At 44.5% G+C, this 21,193-nt stretch carries 14 protein-coding genes; 4 read left to right on the top strand and 10 right to left on the bottom strand.

Features of this window, described 5'->3' with window-relative positions; all coding sequences use genetic code 11:
- Together SDE_RS10590 and sohB are read left to right on the top strand one after the other, a co-directional pair.
- Entirely contained in the window at positions 1–657 is a 657-nt protein-coding gene (locus SDE_RS10590) for a hypothetical protein (protein ID WP_011468495.1), read from the top strand.
- A 15-nt stretch (positions 658–672) separates the two neighbouring features.
- Positions 673–1,770, top strand: a complete 1,098-nt coding sequence (sohB, locus tag SDE_RS10585) for a protease SohB (RefSeq protein ID WP_011468494.1) — start codon at positions 673–675, stop codon at positions 1,768–1,770.
- Between the two features lie 109 nt (positions 1,771–1,879).
- On the opposite strand, the gene SDE_RS10580 is transcribed toward sohB, so the two are convergent.
- From SDE_RS10580 to metH, 6 genes are all read right to left on the bottom strand, one after another.
- Positions 1,880–3,046, bottom strand: a complete 1,167-nt coding sequence (locus tag SDE_RS10580) for a cation:proton antiporter (RefSeq protein WP_011468493.1) — start codon at positions 3,044–3,046, stop codon at positions 1,880–1,882.
- Between the two features lie 156 nt (positions 3,047–3,202).
- Complete coding sequence (locus SDE_RS10575; protein ID WP_011468492.1) at positions 3,203–3,700, bottom strand: DUF934 domain-containing protein; 498 nt, start codon at positions 3,698–3,700, stop codon at positions 3,203–3,205.
- On the bottom strand, positions 3,684–5,348 hold the full coding sequence (locus SDE_RS10570) for a nitrite/sulfite reductase (protein WP_011468491.1): 1,665 nt from the start codon (positions 5,346–5,348) through the stop codon (positions 3,684–3,686). The genes SDE_RS10575 and SDE_RS10570 overlap by 17 nt, the downstream gene beginning before the upstream one ends.
- 666 nt (positions 5,349–6,014) lie before the next feature.
- The gene (locus SDE_RS10565; RefSeq protein WP_049762621.1) at positions 6,015–6,230 is read right to left on the bottom strand and encodes a DUF2970 domain-containing protein; all 216 of its coding nucleotides are present in this window, start codon (positions 6,228–6,230) and stop codon (positions 6,015–6,017) included.
- A 66-nt stretch (positions 6,231–6,296) separates the two neighbouring features.
- Positions 6,297–6,590 carry a hypothetical protein gene (locus SDE_RS10560; RefSeq protein ID WP_011468489.1) on the bottom strand — a complete coding sequence of 98 codons (294 nt, stop codon included), beginning with the start codon at positions 6,588–6,590 and terminating at the stop codon, positions 6,297–6,299.
- Positions 6,591–6,812: 222 nt separating this feature from the next.
- Entirely contained in the window at positions 6,813–10,514 is a 3,702-nt protein-coding gene (gene metH / locus SDE_RS10555) for a methionine synthase (protein ID WP_011468488.1), read from the bottom strand.
- 259 nt (positions 10,515–10,773) lie between these two features.
- Between metH and nfuA the strand changes: the two genes are divergently transcribed.
- Positions 10,774–11,373, top strand: a complete 600-nt coding sequence (nfuA, locus tag SDE_RS10550) for a Fe-S biogenesis protein NfuA (RefSeq protein WP_041325654.1) — start codon at positions 10,774–10,776, stop codon at positions 11,371–11,373.
- A 55-nt stretch (positions 11,374–11,428) separates the two neighbouring features.
- Here the strand turns inward: nfuA and SDE_RS10545 are convergent, their stop codons facing one another.
- From SDE_RS10545 to SDE_RS10530, 4 genes are all read right to left on the bottom strand, one after another.
- On the bottom strand, positions 11,429–11,869 hold the full coding sequence (locus SDE_RS10545) for a hypothetical protein (RefSeq protein WP_011468486.1): 441 nt from the start codon (positions 11,867–11,869) through the stop codon (positions 11,429–11,431).
- A gap of 358 nt (positions 11,870–12,227) precedes the next feature.
- Entirely contained in the window at positions 12,228–13,289 is a 1,062-nt protein-coding gene (locus tag SDE_RS10540) for a 3-deoxy-7-phosphoheptulonate synthase (RefSeq protein WP_011468485.1), read from the bottom strand.
- Between the two features lie 314 nt (positions 13,290–13,603).
- Positions 13,604–17,071 (bottom strand): UvrD-helicase domain-containing protein, encoded by a 3,468-nt coding sequence (locus tag SDE_RS10535; protein WP_011468483.1) that lies wholly within the window; start codon positions 17,069–17,071, stop codon positions 13,604–13,606.
- Positions 17,068–19,875 (bottom strand): PD-(D/E)XK nuclease family protein, encoded by a 2,808-nt coding sequence (locus SDE_RS10530; RefSeq protein ID WP_011468482.1) that lies wholly within the window; start codon positions 19,873–19,875, stop codon positions 17,068–17,070. The genes SDE_RS10535 and SDE_RS10530 overlap by 4 nt, the downstream gene beginning before the upstream one ends.
- A gap of 506 nt (positions 19,876–20,381) precedes the next feature.
- Here SDE_RS10530 and trmH point away from each other — a divergent pair.
- Positions 20,382–21,056, top strand: coding sequence for a tRNA (guanosine(18)-2'-O)-methyltransferase TrmH (gene trmH / locus SDE_RS10525; protein WP_011468481.1), 675 nt, complete (start codon positions 20,382–20,384; stop codon positions 21,054–21,056).
- The last annotated feature ends 137 nt before the right edge of the window (positions 21,057–21,193 follow it).

The following is a 21,193-nucleotide window of genomic DNA, read 5'->3' as shown; positions in this document are numbered from 1 at the left end:
ATGTTTTCCGGTGCGTTAATAGGTATTTTGGGGGTTATAGCCCTAATATTCATATATTTTGGGCTTAAGTTTTTAGGCAATAAATCTTGGGTAATGGGTTGGATACGCGGCTCGTTTGGCTTGTGTTTTATTGGCGCAAGTGTGGTGGTGATCTTTGTTGCGCTAGACCTGCTTAGCTACAAGCAGCTAATGGCAGATAAAACAATCGTAACTCTCCATATGGAGAAGGTTGGTGAGCAGCACTATAAAGTTAATCTAACTCATGTATTAGAAGGGGTTGACGAAAGCTTTGAGTTGCGTGGCGACCAATGGCAAATGGATGCACGAGTTTTGCGCTGGGGAGGCCTGCTAAAAAGCGTAGGCACCAAGCCAAGCTACAGGTTAGACCGAATTTCTGGCCGGTATTTTTCGCTAGAAGATGAACGACGAAGCGATAGAACCGTTTACGAATTAAACCACAGTGAATATTGGCTCGATACTTGGGCTTGGATATATAAAAATAACGAACTCGTACCCGGGGTTGACGCAACTTACGGTAGTGCTACCTTTTTGCCAATGGCAGATGGCGCGCTATATGAAGTGGTGCTAACTAGCAGCGGGTTAGCAGCAAAACCATTAAATAAACTAGCAGAACAAGCGATAAATCGCTGGCAGTAAACCTTGGAGTGAATTTTGGAATTTTTGAGTGAGTATGGGCTTTTTTTAGCCAAGACAGTAACTTTTGTAATAGCTTTTGCCGCAATAGTGGTGGTTATAGTATCCGCTGGCAGCAAAGGGCAAGGGGCCGGCAAAGGCCTTATTGAAATAACTAAACTAAACGAAAAATACGACGATATTCTACATCTTGTTAAATCTGCCGTTATAGATGAAGAGTCGCTTAAGGTAGAGCGCAAGCAAGAAAAGAAAGCAGAGAAAGAAAAAAAGAAAGCGTTAAAAGCACAGGCTAAACAAAAAAAGCAATCTGTTAGCTCCGAAAATACAGATGTCGCTGAAGCAGATTCTAATACAGAAGCAAAGCCTCGGGTGTTTGTAACCCATTTTGACGGCGATATTAAAGCATCAGAAACGCAAGAGTTGCGTGAAGTAATTACCGCTATTTTGTCTATCGCCAAGCCGAGCGATGAAGTGGTAGTTTGCCTTGAGAGCCCTGGGGGAATGGTGCATGGCTACGGTTTGGCAGCCAGCCAGCTTGCGCGCATCACCGAGAAAAACATCCCATTAACAGTATGCGTAGATAAGGTGGCCGCGAGCGGCGGCTACATGATGGCATGCGTAGCGAATAAAATAGTGGCTGCACCATTTGCGGTAATTGGTTCTATAGGTGTTGTTGCTCAAATACCTAATTTTCACAGATTGCTTAAAAAGCATGATGTGGATTACGAAATGCTCACCGCCGGTGAATACAAGCGCACTTTGACTATGTTTGGTGAGAATACTGAAAAAGGGCGCCAAAAATTTGTAGAAGACCTAGAAGAAACACACGATTTGTTTAAAGACTTTATTCGACAGCATCGTAGTGTGGTTGATGTAGATAAGGTTGCAACGGGTGAAATTTGGTTTGGCACTAAAGCCCTAGAAGAAAAGCTAATTGATGCTGTGCAAACTTCTGATGCATATTTGTTTGATAGGAAAGATAGTGCAGACCTTTTCGAGATTAACTACGTGCATAAGCGTACAGTGATGGAGAAATTAGGTATTAATGCTGAGGCGAGTCTGGAGCGTGTGATAGGCAAGCTGTGGCAAAAGGCTACCACTAGGTATACCGCATAACTCTAAATCAATTGGCTAATAGCCGCAAAATTAAAAGCCATCAGTCATAATTATTTTTAGGCTGATGGCTTTTCACTAACCCTTCCTTGCTAAATCCCTTTCTAGAAAGCTAATCTCTTCTTAACTTATCCGACACTGCAATAGGGTTTGGAAAGTTAAAAATCACAATATAACTTGAAACAATAAAGGTGAGAATGGCTGTGGTTTGGATAAGCAGCGAAGCTTGCTCGCCTATCAAATTATTTGTAGCCGCAACAAACACAATGAGGATTGAAAACTCGCTGATTTGCCCAAGCCTAAAACCTAAATCCCACGCGAGAGACGTTTTTTCACTTTGCTGCTTTAATAGCAAGAAAAACACAGTTGGCTTTGCTGCTAGAACGACCGCGGCGAATATTAACGCAGGCAATAAAACGCTCGGTAATAGCGGGATATTAAGTTGTGCACCTAACGCAAAAAAGAACAATACTAAGAAAAAATCGCGTAGTGGTCGTAAATTTAACGCAATATATTGCGAAATTGGGCTGGTAGCCAGAGAAATGCCGGCGATAAATGCGCCTATTTCTGCAGATAAGTTAACAGACTCTGATAAGTGCGCTAATCCTAAGCACCAACCTATAGCCAATAAAAAGATGTACTCATGAAAGCGGTCGAACTTTTGTATCAGCTTTAGCAGTACAAAGCGCACAAATAAAAATGCACCCGCAGCCAGTAAAGGCAGTGCCGCAATTGCTTTTATAAGTTTCATTGGCTCTACGGTATCGCCACCACCACTTAGCAACACGAGCAAACACAAAATGGCGATAAAATCCTGAAATAGAAGCAACCCGACCATGAGGTCGCCGGAGTGTTTATGGTGAAGGACTGTAGTGGGGAGTAATTTAATACCTATAATCGTACTTGAAAACATAGAGGCCATGGCGAGCACTAGGCTTTCCATATGGCTAAAACCGATAATTACCCCAAAGCCATAGCCTAATGCTCCAAAAATAGCGGAGCTAATGAGGGCAATACTGGTGGCTTTTTTAAGTACGTTGAGCAGGGCGCTTGGCTGCATATCTAGCCCAAGCAAAAACAATAAAAATATGATGCCGATATGAGACATCTCGGCTACGTAGTGCACATCTTTTATTATTTCTAACCCGAAAGGGCCCAGAATAGCGCCCACTGCAATATAGGCCACCAATAATGGTTGTCGCGTGTACAGTGCGACCGACGCTACAACCGCCGCGCCGCAAAAAATAAGGAAGAAACTTTCAAATACGCCTCCTTCCATTGTTATATTTACTCCTTAATTAGGGTTAACGCTAATGTAAGTATAGTTTACGTGACTAAGCGGGGAGCGGTAGGATAAATTTAGATACTAAATAAGATAATAAAGGCAAAAAAAAGGAGGCATAGCCTCCTTTACGGGTAAAACTAAATAGAAATCCTAAGCTCTGCGACGAAACAGTGGTTGTGGCTCGTCGGTACCCGCTTGGTAGCTTTCGCTAAACGTGCTAAAAAACGGTAAAGCTTTGTTAACGTCTGTTTCTTCTGCAAACTCAAATGCGTCAAAGCCGCAACGAGACATGTAGAAAATCTGATCGAAAATGAAGTTGCCAACTGCGCGAATTTCACCGCTAAAATCAGTGTGCTCTCGCAGAGTACGCGCAAGTGAAAAGCCGCGACCATCAGCAAATACAGGAAAGTCGATAGCAATAATATTGCGATCTTTAACCACTGCTTTTACTTGCTCTATGTCTACATCACTTGCTATCCAAAAGCCGAATCGATCTGCATCTTTGTAGCCTTCTGTGTTTGCGATATAAGCGCTGTAAGGCACAAGCCATTGACCGCTTGTGAGATCTGCAGCAGCTAATTCTTCTTCTGTTCTAATTAGTACCCAGCTGTGTTCTACAACTTGAGCATTCTTAACTAGCTTTGGCATAGATTCTCTCCTTAAACGGTTCAATACCTACGCGGTTATAAGTTTCAAAAAATTGCTCACCCTCTACACGTTTTTCAACAAAAACATCTACGAGCTTGCGAACAACGGTTGGCATATCTTCAGCAGAGAAGGCGGGGCCTAATACTTTGGCAAGTGCAGCGTTGTTACCAGCGTTACCGCCTAATTGCACTTGATAAAATTCAGCGCCTTTTTTATCTACACCTAAAATACCTATATGGCCAATGTGGTGATGGCCACAGGCGTTCATACAGCCAGAAATATTTAGGTCTAAATCGCCTAAATCGTATAGATAATCTAGGTCGTCAAATTCGCGCTGAATAGCTTCTGCAATAGGTATAGATTTAGCGTTAGCTAATGAACAGAAGTCACCCCCTGGACAGCAAATAATGTCGGTAAGCGTGCCTATGTTAGCCGTTGCAAAGCCAGCAGCTTTGGCTTCTTGCCACAAATTAAATAGCTCGCTAACTTTAACATCTGCTAATACTATATTTTGCTCATGAGTAGCTCGAAGCTCACCAAAAGAGTACTTATCGGCAAGGTCTGCAATTATTTCTAATTGTTTGTCAGTTACGTCGCCTGGCGCAATGCCTGTTGGCTTCAGCGAAAGGGTAACTGCTTTATAGCCATCCACTTTATGGGCGGTAACGTTTCGAGCTAACCAGTTTGAAAACGCTTTGTTTTCGCTTGCAGCATTGGCAAGTTCCGCTTCTGCGGCTTGCACATCAATGGCTTCGTAATCTGGTGCGGTAAAGAAGCTTTTTGCACGTTTGATTTCTTTGTCTGTAAGCAGGGTTTGGGAATCGCGAATGTGCTCCCACTCAGCCTCAACGCGTTTGGCGAACTCTTCTGGACCCATCGCTTTTACGAGTATCTTGATACGTGCTTTATATTTGTTGTCGCGTCTACCGTGTAGGTTGTAAACACGCAAAATAGCTTCTAAGTATGTAAGCAGGTCGTTTTCCGCTAAGAATTCGCGTATTACGCTGCCAATAACTGGGGTGCGGCCTAGGCCTCCACCTACAAGTACTTTGAAGCCTACGCTGCCGTTTTCTGACTTAACTATTTGTAAGCCTATATCGTGAAAATGGATAGCTGCGCGGTCGTCTACGCTGCCAGAAACCGCAATTTTGAATTTGCGTGGCAAGAAAGCGAATTCAGGATGGAACGTAGACCATTGGCGAATAATTTCGCAGTAGGGGCGAGGGTCTACTATTTCATCCGTAGCTACACCGGCAAACTGGTCTGATGTGACGTTACGAATACAGTTGCCGCTAGTTTGCACTGCGTGCATTTCTACTTCGGCCAGCTCGGCTAGAATGTCTGGTACGTCTTCAAGATTTGGCCAGTTAAACTGCACATTTTGGCGAGTGGTCATGTGACAGTAACCTTTGTCATACACTCTAGATATGTGCGCTAGCTTTCTAACTTGCGTAGCACTTAGTAAACCGTAAGGAACAGCGATACGGAGCATTGGGGCAAGGCGCTGTATGTACAGCCCGTTTTGAAGGCGTAGAGGTAGAAACTCTTCGTCTTTCAGTTCGCCAGCTAGGTACCGATTGGTTTGGTCGCGAAATTGCGCAACACGCTCTTGTATGATTTTATGATCATGTTCGTCGTAAACGTACATGTAGAGAATATACCTATGTAAGTTAATCGTACCCACTGCCGATTGGCTGCAAAACGCGGCAAAGTGCACGGCTACTTTGCGTGGGGAAAAGAAGCGGAAGGATACAGGAATGGCCGCTTTTTAGAAACCTTTGGCGGTTTCTAACACGCTTCTGGCCCATATATAGGGGCTAGGAAGCATATTAATGTAAGTATCTAAGAACAATTCACTATATAAAAGACGTTTTTACCGTTAAGTGTTAACGGCGCCGCATATATATTGTGCAAAAGGGTTGATTCCTGAGCCAAAGTACGGTTGAATCTATATCCATAGACGGTTATTAAAACCTTTGTAACTGTCTTTTTACTCTAAAAACACAAAAATAAATGGGAGAAAATGATGGAAGATGAAATTCAGATGATGGAGCAAGGCGATAGCATTGCTGATGCAGTAGCGGCGGTAGCATTAATTCTAATATTTGTTACCACCTGTGTGTTTTGGTTGAGCGGCCAATAACCCCCGCACTTTCTAAAACCTAACTCCATGTTGCTAGCTCTACCCGAGCAATAGACCTAGGCTAGATAATTAACAATACTAACCACCCACAATATCCGGGCTAAGCAGCACAAAAAACCGACACCACGATCTGGGTCGGTTTTTTTATGCCTGTAGAAATGACATTCCACTCTAACCAATTGCTAAATTTGCAATTGTGATGAGCGTACCGAGAAATATAATTGTGAACAGTACGCCCATTACGATATAGGGTAGGGGGCTGGATTGCGAGAAATCCACCTCTCGGTTCGCATCAGTTTGTACGCCTACAGCCGCGCATAGTGTGGTTTTTACAAGCTGCCATAGGCTTGGTTTCTTTGGTGGTTTACCTGCCGTTTCGTTTTGCATATGTAGGCCCATTTAATTTAGGTAGACGGGTATCCTACACTTTTTGTTCCCCACCTTTAAAGCTTGCTAAAGAAACGTCACTCTGTGGGCTGCGGTATCGTTCTCACCTGTTGCCTCTTGAGTTGTTTGACGAATGTATTGCTTAGCCGCTACATACTCTTCATTTGCATCATTAAGCTTTGAAAAGCAAGTTATGCGGTCGTCCCCTTCAGTTTTAGAGCAGGTTGCCCGCAAATCTTTGTAGCTTTGAATAATCTTTTTTGCTTCTACCACCGATTTAGTGTCTTTCGCGAATGTGCTACTCGAAAAAATAATGGCACCTGCAGTAATTGAGGTTGTGATAATGGTACTGATTTTCATAGGGTTCCCTTTACAACTTGGCTAAAACTTAGTCATGAGTATAGGAACGGCTGGAGGGGGCAAAGTATGCATCGCCACCAAATGAGAACTGCATCTCCTTTTTTGGCGGCTGCGGCATCTAGTAATTTTCTACTAAAAACAACAGGTTATAGCATTTTAAGAAGTGAGCTGAATTGCTTATATAGAAAGGGGCTCGCCTAAAGCCGGGGAGCCCCACAAGGTTTAAATATCGTAATCAAGTACCGACTGCAGCCACTTTTCCATTTCTGCGGTGCTTAACCCTTTGCGCGACGCTAGAGATTCAACTTGGTCCTTCGCTATTTTGCCCGTATTGAAATACTTTGCCTTCGGGTGAGCAAAGTACCAGCCAGAAACTGCTGCGGTAGGGTACATGGCGTAGTGCTCGGTAAGTTGAACGCCTGTAGTTGCTTCCGCATCCAGTAAGTCAAACAAAGCGCGCTTTTCTGTGTGATCTGGGCATGCGGGGTAGCCTGGTGCGGGGCGAATGCCTTGATATTTTTCTCGTATAAGATCTTCGTTTGCGAGGTTCTCGTCCTGGTCGTAACCCCAAAACTCTTTGCGAACGCGCTGATGCAAATGCTCTGCAAAAGCTTCTGCAAGTCTATCTGCAAGCGCTTTTACCATGATTGCATTGTAGTCATCACCTTTTGCTTCGTACTCTTTAGCTAGCTCATCTACCCCGTGGCCAGCGGTTACAACAAAGCCGCCAATGTAGTCATTAAGGCCGGTATCTTGAGGTGCTACAAAGTCCGCAAGAGACATGAGCACATCGTCGGCTCCATTTTTAATTTGTTGCTGACGAATATGATGTAACTCGGCTAGTGTTTTGCCGTTGTCGTCCATAACGTTAATATCGTCGTCACCAATAGTATTTGCACGCCAAAAACCTATAGTTGCGCTAGCTTGAATAAGCTTTTCATCTATGAGCTTTTTAAGTATTTCTTGTGCGTCTTTAAATAGCTGAGTTGCTGCTTCGCCGATAACTTCATCTTTAAAAATCTTCGGGTATTTACCTACAAGGTCCCAGCTAATAAAGAATGGTGTCCAATCTATATATTCAACCAGTTTTTCGAGCGGATAATTTTCGAAAACCTTAGTTCCGGTAAAAGCGGGTACCGCCGGGGTAAATTTATTCCAATCTAGCTGTAGCTTTTTGTTGACTGCGTCGGCGTAAGTAGCAAGCTGCTTGTTGCTTGTTCTATTTGCTCGGCGCTCGCGAACGGCTTCGTACTCTTCTTTTATGGACGCAATAAAAGGCCCGCGTTGATCTAAGGATAGAAGCTTGGAGGCGACACCAACTGCACGCGAAGCATCCGCAACATACACGGCTTGGTTTAGCGAAAATTGAGGGTCAATTTTAACTGCGGTGTGTGCTTTAGACGTAGTGGCTCCACCTATAAGCAGAGGTAAGTTTACTTGGCGAGATTGCATTTCGCGCGCGACATTCACCATCTCATCTAGCGATGGTGTAATAAGGCCTGATAGGCCAATCATGTCGCAGTTTTCTGCTATTGCTGTGTCGATAATTTTCTCGCACGGCACCATAACGCCCAAATCAACAACATCAAAATTGTTACACTGCAATACTACGCCAACAATATTTTTACCAATATCGTGTACGTCGCCTTTAACGGTGGCCATTAGTATTTTACCGTTGCTGCGAGCGCCTTCGGTTTTTTCGGCTTCGATAAACGGCTGTAAGTAGGCAACGGACTGCTTCATTACACGTGCAGACTTAACAACCTGCGGTAAAAACATTTTACCGGAGCCAAACAGGTCGCCAACAACGTTCATGCCAGCCATTAATGGCCCTTCGATTACATCGATAGGCTTGCTCGCGTTTTGTCTCGCTTCTTCGGTGTCGGCTTCAATATAGGCAGAAATCCCTTTTACTAGCGAGTGCTCTAAGCGTTTTTCTACGGGTAATTCGCGCCAGGCCAAATCTTCTTTGCTGGCCTGCGCTTTTCCATCGCCACGGTATTGCTCTGCAATTTCTAAGAGTGCTTCGGTACCGTTATCGTTCTTGTTAAGAATAACGTCTTCAACACAGTCTTTTAGTTCTTTGGGTAGGTCGTCGTAAATAGCTAGCTGCCCGGCGTTTACGATGCCCATATTCATACCCGCTTGAATTGCGTAGTAAAGGAATACAGAGTGAATGGCTTCTCGTACGGGGTCGTTGCCACGGAATGAGAAAGACACGTTACTTACACCACCCGATACGCCGGCATAAGGTAGGTTTTGTCGAATCCAGCGAGTGGCTTCAATAAAGTCTACGGCGTAATTGTTATGCTCTTCAATACCTGTTGCTACAGCAAAAATATTGGGGTCGAAAATAATGTCTTCGGGCGGAAAGCCAGCTTGTTCGGTAAGTACTTTATACGAGCGTTCACAAATTTCGATTTTGCGTTGCGCTGTGTCTGCTTGACCATCTTCGTCAAACGCCATAACGATAACCGCTGCACCGTAGAGTTTGCAGAGACGGGCGCGCTCAATAAACTCCGCTTCACCTTCTTTAAGGCTAATGGAGTTAACAATGGGTTTACCTTGAATGCATTTTAAACCGGCAACAATTACATCCCACTTGGAGGAATCCACCATAATTGGAACACGTGCAATATCGGGTTCACCTGCAAGCAGGTTTAAGAACTTAATCATGGCCGCTTCGGCATCTAGCATGCCTTCGTCCATGTTGATATCAATTATCTGGGCACCGTCGGTAACTTGCTGTAGAGCGACCTCAATGGCAGTGGTGTAATCGCCTTCTAATATAAGGCGTTTAAAGCGGGCCGAGCCGGTAATGTTACAGCGCTCGCCCACGTTTACAAAAAGGGAGTCTTTAGAGATATTAAAAGGCTCGAGGCCTGCGAGCCTGCATTGGGGCTCGATATCTGGAATTTTGCGAGCAGGGTATTTGCTTACAGTCTCGGCGATAGCTTTAATATGTTGCGGCGTGGTACCGCAGCAGCCACCGATAATATTGACGTAGTTTTTAACTGCAAATTTTTCTACTACATCGGCCATTTCTTTGGCGCTTTGATCGTATTCGCCAAACTCGTTAGGTAGGCCCGCGTTGGGGTGAGCTGAAACATAACAGTTCGAAACACGCGAAAGCTCTCGCACGTAAGGCTCTAATTCTGCTGCACCTAATGCACAGTTTAAGCCTATAGATAAAGGTTTAGCGTGAGCAAGGGAGTTGTAAAACGCCTCTGTTGTTTGGCCAGATAAGGTGCGGCCCGATGCATCAGTAATCGTGCCTGAGATCATTATTGGCAGTTCATAGCCAATGTCTTCAAATACAGTTTTCACGGCAAAAACCGCGGCTTTCGCATTGAGCGTATCGAAAATAGTTTCGATTAAAATAATGTCGGCGCCGCCCTCAATAAGTCCTAGGGTGGCTTCTTTATAGTTGGTTACCAGCTCATCGTAGGTCACATTGCGAGCGCCGGGGTCGTTAACATCTGGCGATATGGAACAAGTGCGGCTGGTTGGCCCTAAAACGCCTGCAACAAAGCGTGGCTTATTGGGGGTTTCTAGGGTTACTTCATCGGCTACGGCGCGAGCGATAGCTGCAGATTCTTTGTTTAACTCGTAGGCTATTTCTTGAGTATCGTAATCGGCCTGCGATATTTGTGTGGAGTTAAAGGTATTGGTTTCGAGTATATCTGCACCCGCATCTAAGTAAGCGCGGTGAATATCTCTAAGAATAACCGGCTGGGTGAGGGCGAGCAGGTCGTTATTACCGCCTAAATCCTGGTGATGGTTTGCAAATCGCTCGCCGCGATAATCCGCTTCTTGCAGTTTGTAGCTCTGTATCATGGTGCCCATTGCGCCATCTAAAATTAGGATGCGCTCTTCGAGGGCGGCATAAAGGGAGTCGATACGTTGCTTTAGCTGGGGATTCATACTGCAGTTACCTTGGATATCTATATCAAAATATTTCGATTTAGCGCGGGAGTTTACCAGAATGTGACGCTTTTGGCGCGGTGTTTGGCCATTGTGAGGCGCAGTTCGAGGCTGTAAAACCTTGCAAACTTGGTACTTACACCGCTATTAATGGTATTTAACGGGCTTAAATGAAGTACTGGTTTCTTTGCCTTCACTATTTAGCTAAAATAACCGACAAATTTACTAGGTCTTTATTGAAAGCAGTATGAGCCAAACAATGTCCGATCAAGCACAACTGAACGTTAATATTACTGAATCCGCGCAAACTTACCTTAAGGGGCTGTTAGAAAGTCAAAACGAAGAAGGTACCGGTATTAGAATGTTTGTTTCCAAGCCTGGCACGCCGCAAGCTGAAACCTGCATTGCGTATTGTCGACCGGGTGAAGAAAAAGAGGGCGATATTATTGTTGAGCTAAATGGCTTTAAAGCCTACTTTGAAGGCCGCAGCGTACCGTTTTTAGATGAAGCAAAAGTCGATTATGCAGCCGATAAGATGGGCGGGCAGCTTACTATTCGTGCCCCCAACTCTAAAATGCCTAAAATTACCGAGGACAGCACGATCGAAGATCGTATTAACTATGTGCTGTACAACGAGGTAAACCCAGGCCTTGCAGCTCATGGTGGCAATGTAAGCCTAGAAGCTATTACCGATGATATGCATATTGTGTTGAAATTCGGTGGCGGTTGCCAAGGTTGTAGTGCTGTTGATATGACCTTGAAGCAAGGCGTAGAAAAAACACTGATGGAGCGGGTGCCAGAGATAAAAGGCGTGCGCGATGCGACAGACCATACGGATAAATCACACGCTTATTATTAATTCTGGTGCAGGCTGCTGGATTACAAAAAGTAAAAAGGGCCTTAAAGGCCCTTTTTTATTCAATACTCAATACGAGTTTTTCGCTGTGCTCAAATAGCATTTGTATGAATTCAAGCTGAGCCGAGTTTTCTAGGCTTGCAACGCTTAAATCAACAATATAGCTACCGGCCCATTCTGCGTTATAGCGCTTAAACGAGGGCTTTTTGCCTGCGGTATAGGTGAGAATGGTAGTTCTTTCTGGCTCTGCGCCAAGTAGAGTTTGCGATTGTAGTAGAAAGTCTTCTACTGTTTCGCGAGATTGTAGCTGATCTCCAAGCTCTTCAGGTACAAAGAGATAATCGAACCCGGCCATTTCAGCGACTCTCATATCGTACCAAGCGGAAAGTGGGTCAGAAATATCACCAAAAACATCGAAAGTATCAATGCCTGATGCCACTTCTTGTACGTTAAAGCTCGTGTTTGCGGGCTCTGCGTATAAGTTGTTTGTATTGTTCATTCCTACTGCCTTCTCTTTTTTTTAAATGAAGTGCGATCCATGCAGTAGATTACGTTTATATTTACTACCTCTTGCCTGATAGGTGCCACTCAGTGGTAGTGCAAGGTATCTAATAGCAAATAGGCTTATCTCGTAAGCTGTATAAGAAATTACCAGTATGCGCTCGAAAAAGCCACACTTTTTCATAATTTATTTATTAGAAAAGTACCTGCTTATGAATACATTGAATAAGGCGTTAGTATGAAGAATTTAGTGCCAAAAATATTCGGTAGCCCAACAAAAAAAAGCCCGTATCACTTTAAATTTCAAAGGGCTACGGGCTTTATTTAATGTGCTTACTTGTGTTTCATGCAGCTAATTAGCGCTTGGGTAAAACTTCTCGTAATTTACTTGCAGTGCTAAGCAGTAAATCTTCCGTCGATTGCCAATCAATACAGGCATCGGTAACAGACACACCGTAGGCCAAATCATCGAGATTATCAGGGATGCTCTGGTTGCCAGCACCAATATTACTTTCAATCATCACGCCTATAATCGATTTGTTGCCTTCAATAATTTGATTGCTCACATTTTCCATTACCAGCGGCTGTAGCTCGTGGTTTTTATTAGAGTTAGCGTGGCTGCAGTCGATCATGATGTTTACCGGAACCTTGGCTTTCTCTAACTCTTTTTCGCAAATAGCTACGCTAACTGAATCGTAGTTGGGCTTGCCGTTACCACCGCGCAATACAACATGGCCGTACTCGTTGCCACGGGTATGCATAACCGCAACAGAGCCGTCTTTGCTAATACCTAAAAAACGGTGCGGGCTAGAAACTGACTGCAATGCGTTAATAGCAACCGTTAAACCGCCGTCAGTACCGTTTTTAAAGCCTACGGCAGAGGAGAGGCCGCTCGCCATTTCTCTGTGTGTTTGCGACTCGGTAGTACGTGCGCCAATAGCGCTCCAAGAAATTAAATCTTGCAGGTATTGAGGCGAAATAGGGTCTAGCGCTTCGGTGGCCGTGGGTAGGCCCAGCTCGGCTATGTCTAATAACAACTTGCGGCCCACATGCAACCCATCTTGAATTTTGAAGGAGTCGTTCATGTAAGGGTCGTTGATAAGGCCTTTCCAGCCTACAGTTGTTCTTGGCTTCTCAAAATACACACGCATAACAATGTAGAGAGTGTCTTGCACCTTATCGGACAACGCTTTCAAGCGGTTGGCATAGTCGATAGCAGCTTTTGGATCGTGTATTGAGCATGGGCCAATAACAACCATTAAGCGGTGATCTTTACGGTCAAGAATATTGCGCACAGTTTCGCGCCCTTCAGTGACCATTTTCGCTGCAGCAGCAGAAATAGGTAATTCTTGCTTAAGCTCAGCGGGGGTAATTAACACTTCCTGAGACACTACGTTCAGGTCTTCTACGTGTGACATAGTCTTTAATACCAAATTTTTTTATTAATTGAGAAGGCTAAGAGATTTTAACAAATGGGGGCCGCACAGGGTTAGAGTATTTGTAACCATATGTGCGCCGGTCATTTGCTGCATAGCGTTAAAGCCATTGTACTGGAATATAGACCAATGTGGTCAAAAAATAGATATTGATTTGATAGCTTATTTAAATCTTTCGCCGTTAGTGACTTTGTTTGATGTTTTCACTTGGTATCTGCCCCGCAAGCTAGGCGCTATTAACAGCAGCGGCTAAGCTGCGTGGGCAGGTTTGCTCTAATCGCACAACGACTAAAGCCTCAATATGGCGCAAAGTGTTGTATAAATGGAAAATACAGCGCTTTTTTTATAGTTATCTCTGGTGGCACTATTTCTTTAACAAGCTTTTGATAGAAGTCCACTTGAGGCTGATACTCTGCCTGCTGTGCCGACACAAACTGCTCTAAGGTTTCCCCTTTGTTGGGTGTGCTGGTTTTGTAATCGACTATCCACGCTGTGTTGCCCTCTATGAAAAAGCGGTCAATTACTGCATCGCGAGGCTGACTGCCATAGTGAACCACCCACTCGCAATGTGATACAGGATGGCTGTTGGATAGAAGCCAGCGCGCGGTTTCGTCGTCGAGCATTTTTAGTACACTCTGGGTAATGGTCTGTAGAGCTTGCTCTGCAGTAGCAGCGGGTACCCCGTTAGCGGTAAGCTGCGCCCGCCATGGTTTGTGCATGCCAGCCAATTTTTCAAGCGGCCAGGCATCCAGCCCGTCGTCACAAATTACTGCAAGAATTCTGTGCATGAGTGTGCCTATCGCCGCAGCAGTATTATCTACTTCTCTATCTTCAAAAATATTAATGTCACTGTTGTCGAAAACCGTTTTTTGCTTTTCTGTTTCAGTAACTAGCGCAGAGTCGACCAAACCATGCAAACCAGAAATCGCTTCTGGCGTTAAAAAACGTACATAATTTGATCCGGTTTCGACGCTATCATTGCTTGGCATGTCTACATTCGGGTCTACATGCGTAATTATTTGTTCTTGAATGGCATCCCAAATACGCGCGAGCATTGTATTGTTTGCTGGCGGCTTAATTTCTGCTGCGGGTGTTTCAGTTAAGGCGGCGGTTATATACAGCCTTGCCTTTGCCCGCGTGCAGGCAACGTACAGCAAACGGGTATCTTCAAGTAATCGGCTTTGCTTACCTTCTTCTTTTAGAAAGGCATAAACGGGGTCGGCCTCGCTTTCAATTTTTGGCGAAAGTGGGCTGAGTAATGTTTGCGGCTCGCTGTAGCTATTTAGCCTCTCGTGCCAAAACAGTAGCGGCGAATCATCCGCTTTACTAGGCCTACTTAAACCGCAAACAAATACGGTATCGAATTCTAAGCCTTTAGATTTGTGCATAGTCATTAACTGCACTGGCTGTACATTTGCATCTACGGGGGTAGGGCGAGCGTACAATTTCTGTAAACCCGCATAAAACGCATCCCACTGGCGAATACGACCGCCTTTTTCGTGCTTGGTGAGTAGCTGCAAATAGGTTCGAGCGTCATCTAGCTCGTTGCTGTTATCCGCAATTAATGCTCCACCTAATGCAAACCATAACGATTCCACTAAAGCAGCTAATGGTTTGCGCTGTGTTTGGTGAAAACTTTGTGCTAACAACATGCGAGCCCGTTGTACTCGGTTTTTGGTGTCTGTATTCAATAGGCTCAGTAAGTCTTCGTTGTGTAGGGTGGCGAATACATTATGAGTGGCGGGCTGTGTGTCTGCGTAGATATGATCCCCCAGTAAAACGGTTAACTCAGAAAGCGATAAACCGCACCAAGGCGCTCGCAAAAAGGCAAGCCAAGCAAGGTAGTCGGATTGATCTTGCATTACGCGTGTAATCGTTAGTAAGTCTTGTACGCAGGGGCGAGCCAAAAGCGGATCAATATCTACCGCTTGATAAGCTATGTTTTGGCTGCGTAACGCGGTAATTATTTTGGTGAGGTGAGGCCTGTTGCGCACCAGTATTGCAATGGACTGATTTGGATTTACTTCTAGTTGTTGCGCGATGATACTCGTTACAAATTGAGCTTCGGCTTCATTGCCGTTGTCACCGACAAACCCGTGGCATTCTACATGGCTACTTAACAACTCTTTGGTGTCAAAAGGCACCGATGGTTGGTAGCTTACTGCCCCGCGGTTGATATCGTTTTGCGCCGGAAAAGCCACCTTAAAAACATCATTTACCCAGTTAACCACTGCTTGGTTGCTGCGGAAGTTAACGCACAAATTTACGGCGCTCATGGGTACATTTTCTAGCCCGTTATCGCGGATATTTAAGAAAATACCTACGTTAGCATTGCGGAAACCGTAACACGACTGCATGCCGTCGCCCACTATAAAAAGTGTTCGTCCTTCATCGGGTTGCCACTCTTGCGTGAGCAATTTAAGCAAATTTAATTGAATTGACGAGGTATCTTGAAATTCATCAATAAGTACGTGGTTTAAGCGGTAATCCAATATTAGTGATAGATCAGTAGGGGTGTCGCTCTCACTACCCAATGCTCGCAATGCCGACAGTGTAATTTCGGTAAAGTCAGTTTGACTGCTTTCTTTAAACACCAGTTTTAAGTGGGCTGTGCACAATGGCAGTAGCTGAATGAGGGCATCCAAGGTTTGCCATTGCTGTTCGGTGTAGCCTTTTACTGGAAAGCTGCTTAATTGGGCTAGGGCAGCTTCAAGCCCTGGGATGCTTTTTATTTCGCCTAGCAAGTTCAAAAAAGCGGTTTTCCTTTCTTGTAATATTGCTTTTTCGTTTTTGTCTTTTGACGTTGGAAAGCCCGTATTTTTATTAACGGTTTTACGGAAAGTGCCACTCTCTGTAAGCAGCAGCTTGGTTAGCGGTACCCAAAACGACTCTAGTGTTTCAAAACTGGTGTCAGTGAAGGTGAATTGATCCTCAAGCAGTGTAATAGGGTGTGTCGAGCCATCCTCTTTTAATTTGCCTGCAGCAAAATGGGCTAGCTCTAGCAAAGGGCCTTCAAATATTTGCAGGCTTTCTTGTACTTGGTCGGTTAACTCTGTAGCCCAATCTTCTATGTGCGCGTTAAGAATATCGAAAGCCGCTTCCTCGCTACTTGCTATTTCTAAAACCAATGGTAGCCACTGTTCGCGCGAACCTAGTAAATCTACAAGCAACCGTTTAACGCGATCTAGATCGTTATCTAAATGTGTTAATACTTGGTTTATTGCTTGCTCACATGCACCCGTTTTGTAAGATTCTATGAGATTCATAACCGCTTGTTCGTATAGCAGTCTAGGCTCGTCACATATTTGAGGGTTCACCCCCGCACCGCTTAGCATGGGTAACTGATTTGAAAGCTCTCTACAGAAGCCGTCGATAGTTGTTATTTTTAGACGATGGGTGTTTTGCAGCAAGTTCCACCCTTGGGTTTTATCGCGCGCTAATGCCGCGTAGGCGCTCTGCATAAAGCGCAAGGTGTGCTCATCGTCTATTTGATTTATTTTTTCTAGCGCTTGCGCTGGGCTACAGTTGCGCGTTAGTTCGTCGGCCTCTATGAGTGCGCCTACAATACGCTCTAGCATTTCTGCCGCAGCTTTGCGCGTAAAGGTAATGGCTAGAATTTCTTCGGGAGACTCCACAACTGCAAGCAGTTTAAGTACTCGAAGAGTAAGCAGCCCAGTTTTACCGGAACCTGCTGGAGCGGTGACTACCCAAGATTGGGAAATGTCTAGGGCGGAATCTCGTGCGGATTGATCGACCGGCTTCATAGTGAAACCTCCGCTTTTTTGCTTATATCTGCCATTTTTTCCTGTTCTGTTTTACGCACAATTGGCTGTAAATGCTCGAATCTACTTTCATAGGTTTTTACCGTAGTAATGTTCAATGCATTGCCTTCGCTAAAACCTTTTACGCTTTTCATTAATTCTTGTTGCCACCAATCTAGCACTTTCTCCCAGGTATCTGGCAGGTCATATTTATTTAATTTACTTGGTGCATCCACGCCGTCTATTTGAATAGCGTCTTCACCAATACCCACAAATGTGCAGTTGTTGGGTTGTAACTGCCCCAGTGCAACAGCGCTAGCGCTAAGCTCTTTAAGTTGTGTATATACGGGCAACTGAGGCTCTACTAGCGGCGCGCGCTGTAAAAGGCTTAAGGGGGTAGAGCCTGTTTTGTAATCAATGAGAATGCTGTTGCCGGTGGGCTCGCCAGAAGCAGAAGTAGGGCTATCGACTCGGTCTACCCGCACATTAAAGCTAATTGGCTTTAGTTCAATGGCGTAAGCATTTTCGGTGGCGGCAACAATAAAAGGAGCGCGATAACTTTCAAGCGTCAACCATTGTACAAGCACAGATAGACAGCGTTCCTTTTCAAGCTCTAACAATTGAGGCGGTAAATATTGCAGGTGTTTGTGTAGCTCTGCATTTACATTGTCGCTTATCAGTGCTTCGAGTTCAGCTAAGAACGCCGCTTGATTTTCTAGTTTCGTTTTTAGTGCGGCACTATTTTTGGTGGCCTCCCAAAAAGTTTCTAGTACGTTGTGCAAAATATTACCCCGCTGCGGAGGAGAGATTCCCACATAAACAGGGTTGGGCTGTTTGGCCCCTAAACGATGTACTAAATAGGCATATAAAGGGTTTACTGCGTAGGTACTTAAGGCGTTAACGCCTCGCCGTATTTTTATTGAGGCTTCTGAATGCTTTAATGGTAAGCCGCATAAGTCACTAAAAACAGAGAAGTTTCGGTATGCACTCGCTGTATTGTACTTATCGAAATAAAGGTTTTTGGCTAGCTGCTCTTCATCTAATTTTTTACTTGCCATTGGTGGCAACAGGGGCGACACCTGCTGGTGTTCGTCTTCGGCTGTCTTGCTGTAGCTAAACGTTACCTCATTGGCACATTCGCTGAATATTGTCAGTAACTGTTCCGCGTAATCCAATTCTTTTTGCGGCGAACTGCGCGGTGTTGCAAAAGCCTTTTGCAATGCAAGGGGTAAAAAGGCATTAGGCTGTGGCGACTCAGGAAACTGACTTCTTGTTGTGTTTGCAACCCAGCACTTGTCGAAGCTTAAACCAATGGCTTCTAGCGTACCCGATATTTGAATGGGTTTACGCGGTGTTTGCTGTTGGAATACTTTTTCACTTAGGCGTTGCCGCAAGTGCGCGACATACGCGGGAAAGGTAACCAAATTGGACCCAATGAAGCATCGCTGATCTACCAGCAACTCATCGAGTATAAGTTTAAATTGCTCTACAGCCTGATACTCTCTGCTGTTCAGGGTTCTGTTGCCAGGCCAGTTTAGAGTTTTTAAAAAACGTTTTAAAAAGCCGTTCCAATGTTGAAAATCTAATTTATGTGCCGCCAGCCTGTACAGCTGTATTGCCTCAAGGATTCTGTTTGAGGTGGTCATCTCATCAGTGGCTTCTATAAAGCCATCTTTAAATTGCTCTTTATTTAAGTCATTGGCTGTTTCAATTCTTTTTTCAGCTTTACTAAGTAACTCTGTAAGGCGAATAGTGTCGACGCTTGTCATCGGCCAATCATTTAAGCCTTGCAGGGCAAGTAGCCGTGCCTCAGTGTTTTGCCCCCAAAACTCAGAGCGGATGAGATCTAACGCTTCTTCTTTAGTTAGTTTTTTATGAAGTAGCTGGGTAAGCAGAAGTGCATCGGCTATACAAGGCTCTTCGGCTAGAGGGCTACCAATAGATAGCTCGTAAGGCTTATCTGCGCCAGATGAGGTAGGGTTGAGTAGATAATCGTTATCAAACTGGCGAATAAATGCGCACTCTATTTGCGAGCGGTGCTTTTGAAGATTGGGAATCACAATACCTATTTGTGTAGAAGGGTTTTGCCTAAGGGTTTGGTGCGCCCAGCGGGCGATAGTTTCTATTTCTGTTTCCCAATCAACACATTCTATTAGCCCTGCCGAAGCTTGATCACACTTTTCAATAGGTAGTTGTTGTACATTATTAGTAGCACTTGTTACTAGTGCTTGCTGTAGAGGGTTTAGTTCTGTGAACCCATATAATCCTATATCGCTGTATTTTTTTAGTGTACCGGTATTGAATAGATCGATAAGTTTATTCGATTGCTGCTCGGGCGTTATCCAGCCTTTATCTTGGTACAAACTACTTAAGCTGGTACGAACTTCTAGAAAGAAGCTCGACTCTCGGTGATTGGCATTCTCTATTTGGTCGTGTGGAATGCCCCAAGTATCGACAATAATACGTGCATCGGTAAGCGCTTTTGCGAGTGACTTGTTATCTGCTAGTAATGTTTCAGTCTGATTGCTCTGTGAAAGCAGCTGCTGCCATATAAACTGCTCCTGCTGCTTGTTAATTACTGTACTTTCTACCCAGCCTCTGTCTTCACAGTGCGACCAAAGATTTGAGCGCCACTGTTCATAAGAAGCAATATTTTGATTGGGAAGTACAGGTACACCTAGCTGCAGTTGGCGCAACCGTAAAATATGACGAGATAGGCGTTGGTTTGCAGTTACCAGTAGCTCGTCTGCATGTACATCTTGTTTGTTGGCTAAATTGGTCAACCAATCCTGAAGCGTCTGTATCATTTTTCCCTCTTTACTTGCGGCCCAAGGCTGGGGTTTATGTTTGCATTATGGCACTAAACACATTTCTCGACGGTTCCGTCTTTTTATTGGTGGCGATAGTTTTAAGCGCTTGCTTTTTGACGAAATTGTTACTGTGAGGCCTATGAGGTTAGGAGCGGCTAACCTGTTATGCACAATGCCAATAAAAGTGCTTTTTTTTTGAGAGTTTTGCACAAAAGTTAAACTTAGGTGAGTGTTTACGCGACCATTATCACCTAAGTTATTGATATTAAAAGAAATAATATATATGGTTAAAAAACGAGCAATCTAACACAGTGCCAGCGTAAATAGGCCCTATAGAGACTTCCCCAGCGGCTATCCACTAAGTTATCCACAGGAAATGTGGAAAGAATTAATTTGCTCTTCACCCACCTTTGAAACAAAAAAGCAATCTAATGAAGCTTAACTATTAGATTAATTATTTGTATAGTTTTAAATTCTTATTAAGCAAAAGAATTAATCAGATTATGACACCCGAAAGACTCTCTCGCATCCGAAGCGTGTTAGACCAAAGACAGCCCGATCTCACTGTAATTACCGAAGAAGTACAAAAAGGGCGAAATTTATCAGCAATAATCCGCACCTGCGATGCTGTAGGCATCCCAGAGGTGCACAGTGTTGTACCTCGCGAAGGCTTCACTTCCTATAATGGCACGGCCGCAAGCGCGCATAAGTGGGTGGACATTCATCATTACTCAACTGCGCTCGAGCCCATTACAGCCCTTACTCAGCAGGGGTATCAAATTGTAGCTGCGCATGTAGATAGAAATGCAAAAGATTTTAGAGAAATCGACTATACAAAACCCACTGCATTGTTAATGGGTGCGGAAATTTGGGGGGTAAGCGAACCTGCACGCGAATTGGTTACGCATACTATCCATTTGCCCATGGTTGGCATGATTGAGTCTTACAACGTTTCTGTTGCCTGTGCAGGCATTCTGCTCGAAGCACAAAGGCAGCGCCAAGAAAAGGGCCTATACAGCGGTCCGAGGCTTAATAAAGACCGGTACGATGCGCTGTTTTTCCGCTGGGCTCACCCCAAAGTCGCTAAATTTTGCCACGAAAAAAATATTCCCTATCCACCATTAGATGAAGAGGGAGAAATCATTAACCCTGCGGCTTGGTACCATTCAGTTAGATAACAGTTAGATAACAGTTAGATAACAGTTAGATAACAATCAGATAACAAAGAGAATTGGCGGTAGTGTAAAAGCATTGGACGAAAAAAAGCCCGACGTTTCGGGGGGGAGAGCGTCGGGCCAGGACCATTAGGAGTGAA

This window comes from Saccharophagus degradans 2-40 (assembly GCF_000013665.1).
Taxonomy (GTDB): Bacteria; Pseudomonadota; Gammaproteobacteria; order Pseudomonadales; family Cellvibrionaceae; genus Saccharophagus; species Saccharophagus degradans.
Note: the sequence above shows the minus strand (reverse complement) of the source record. Positions and strands in the feature narration are given on the sequence as shown.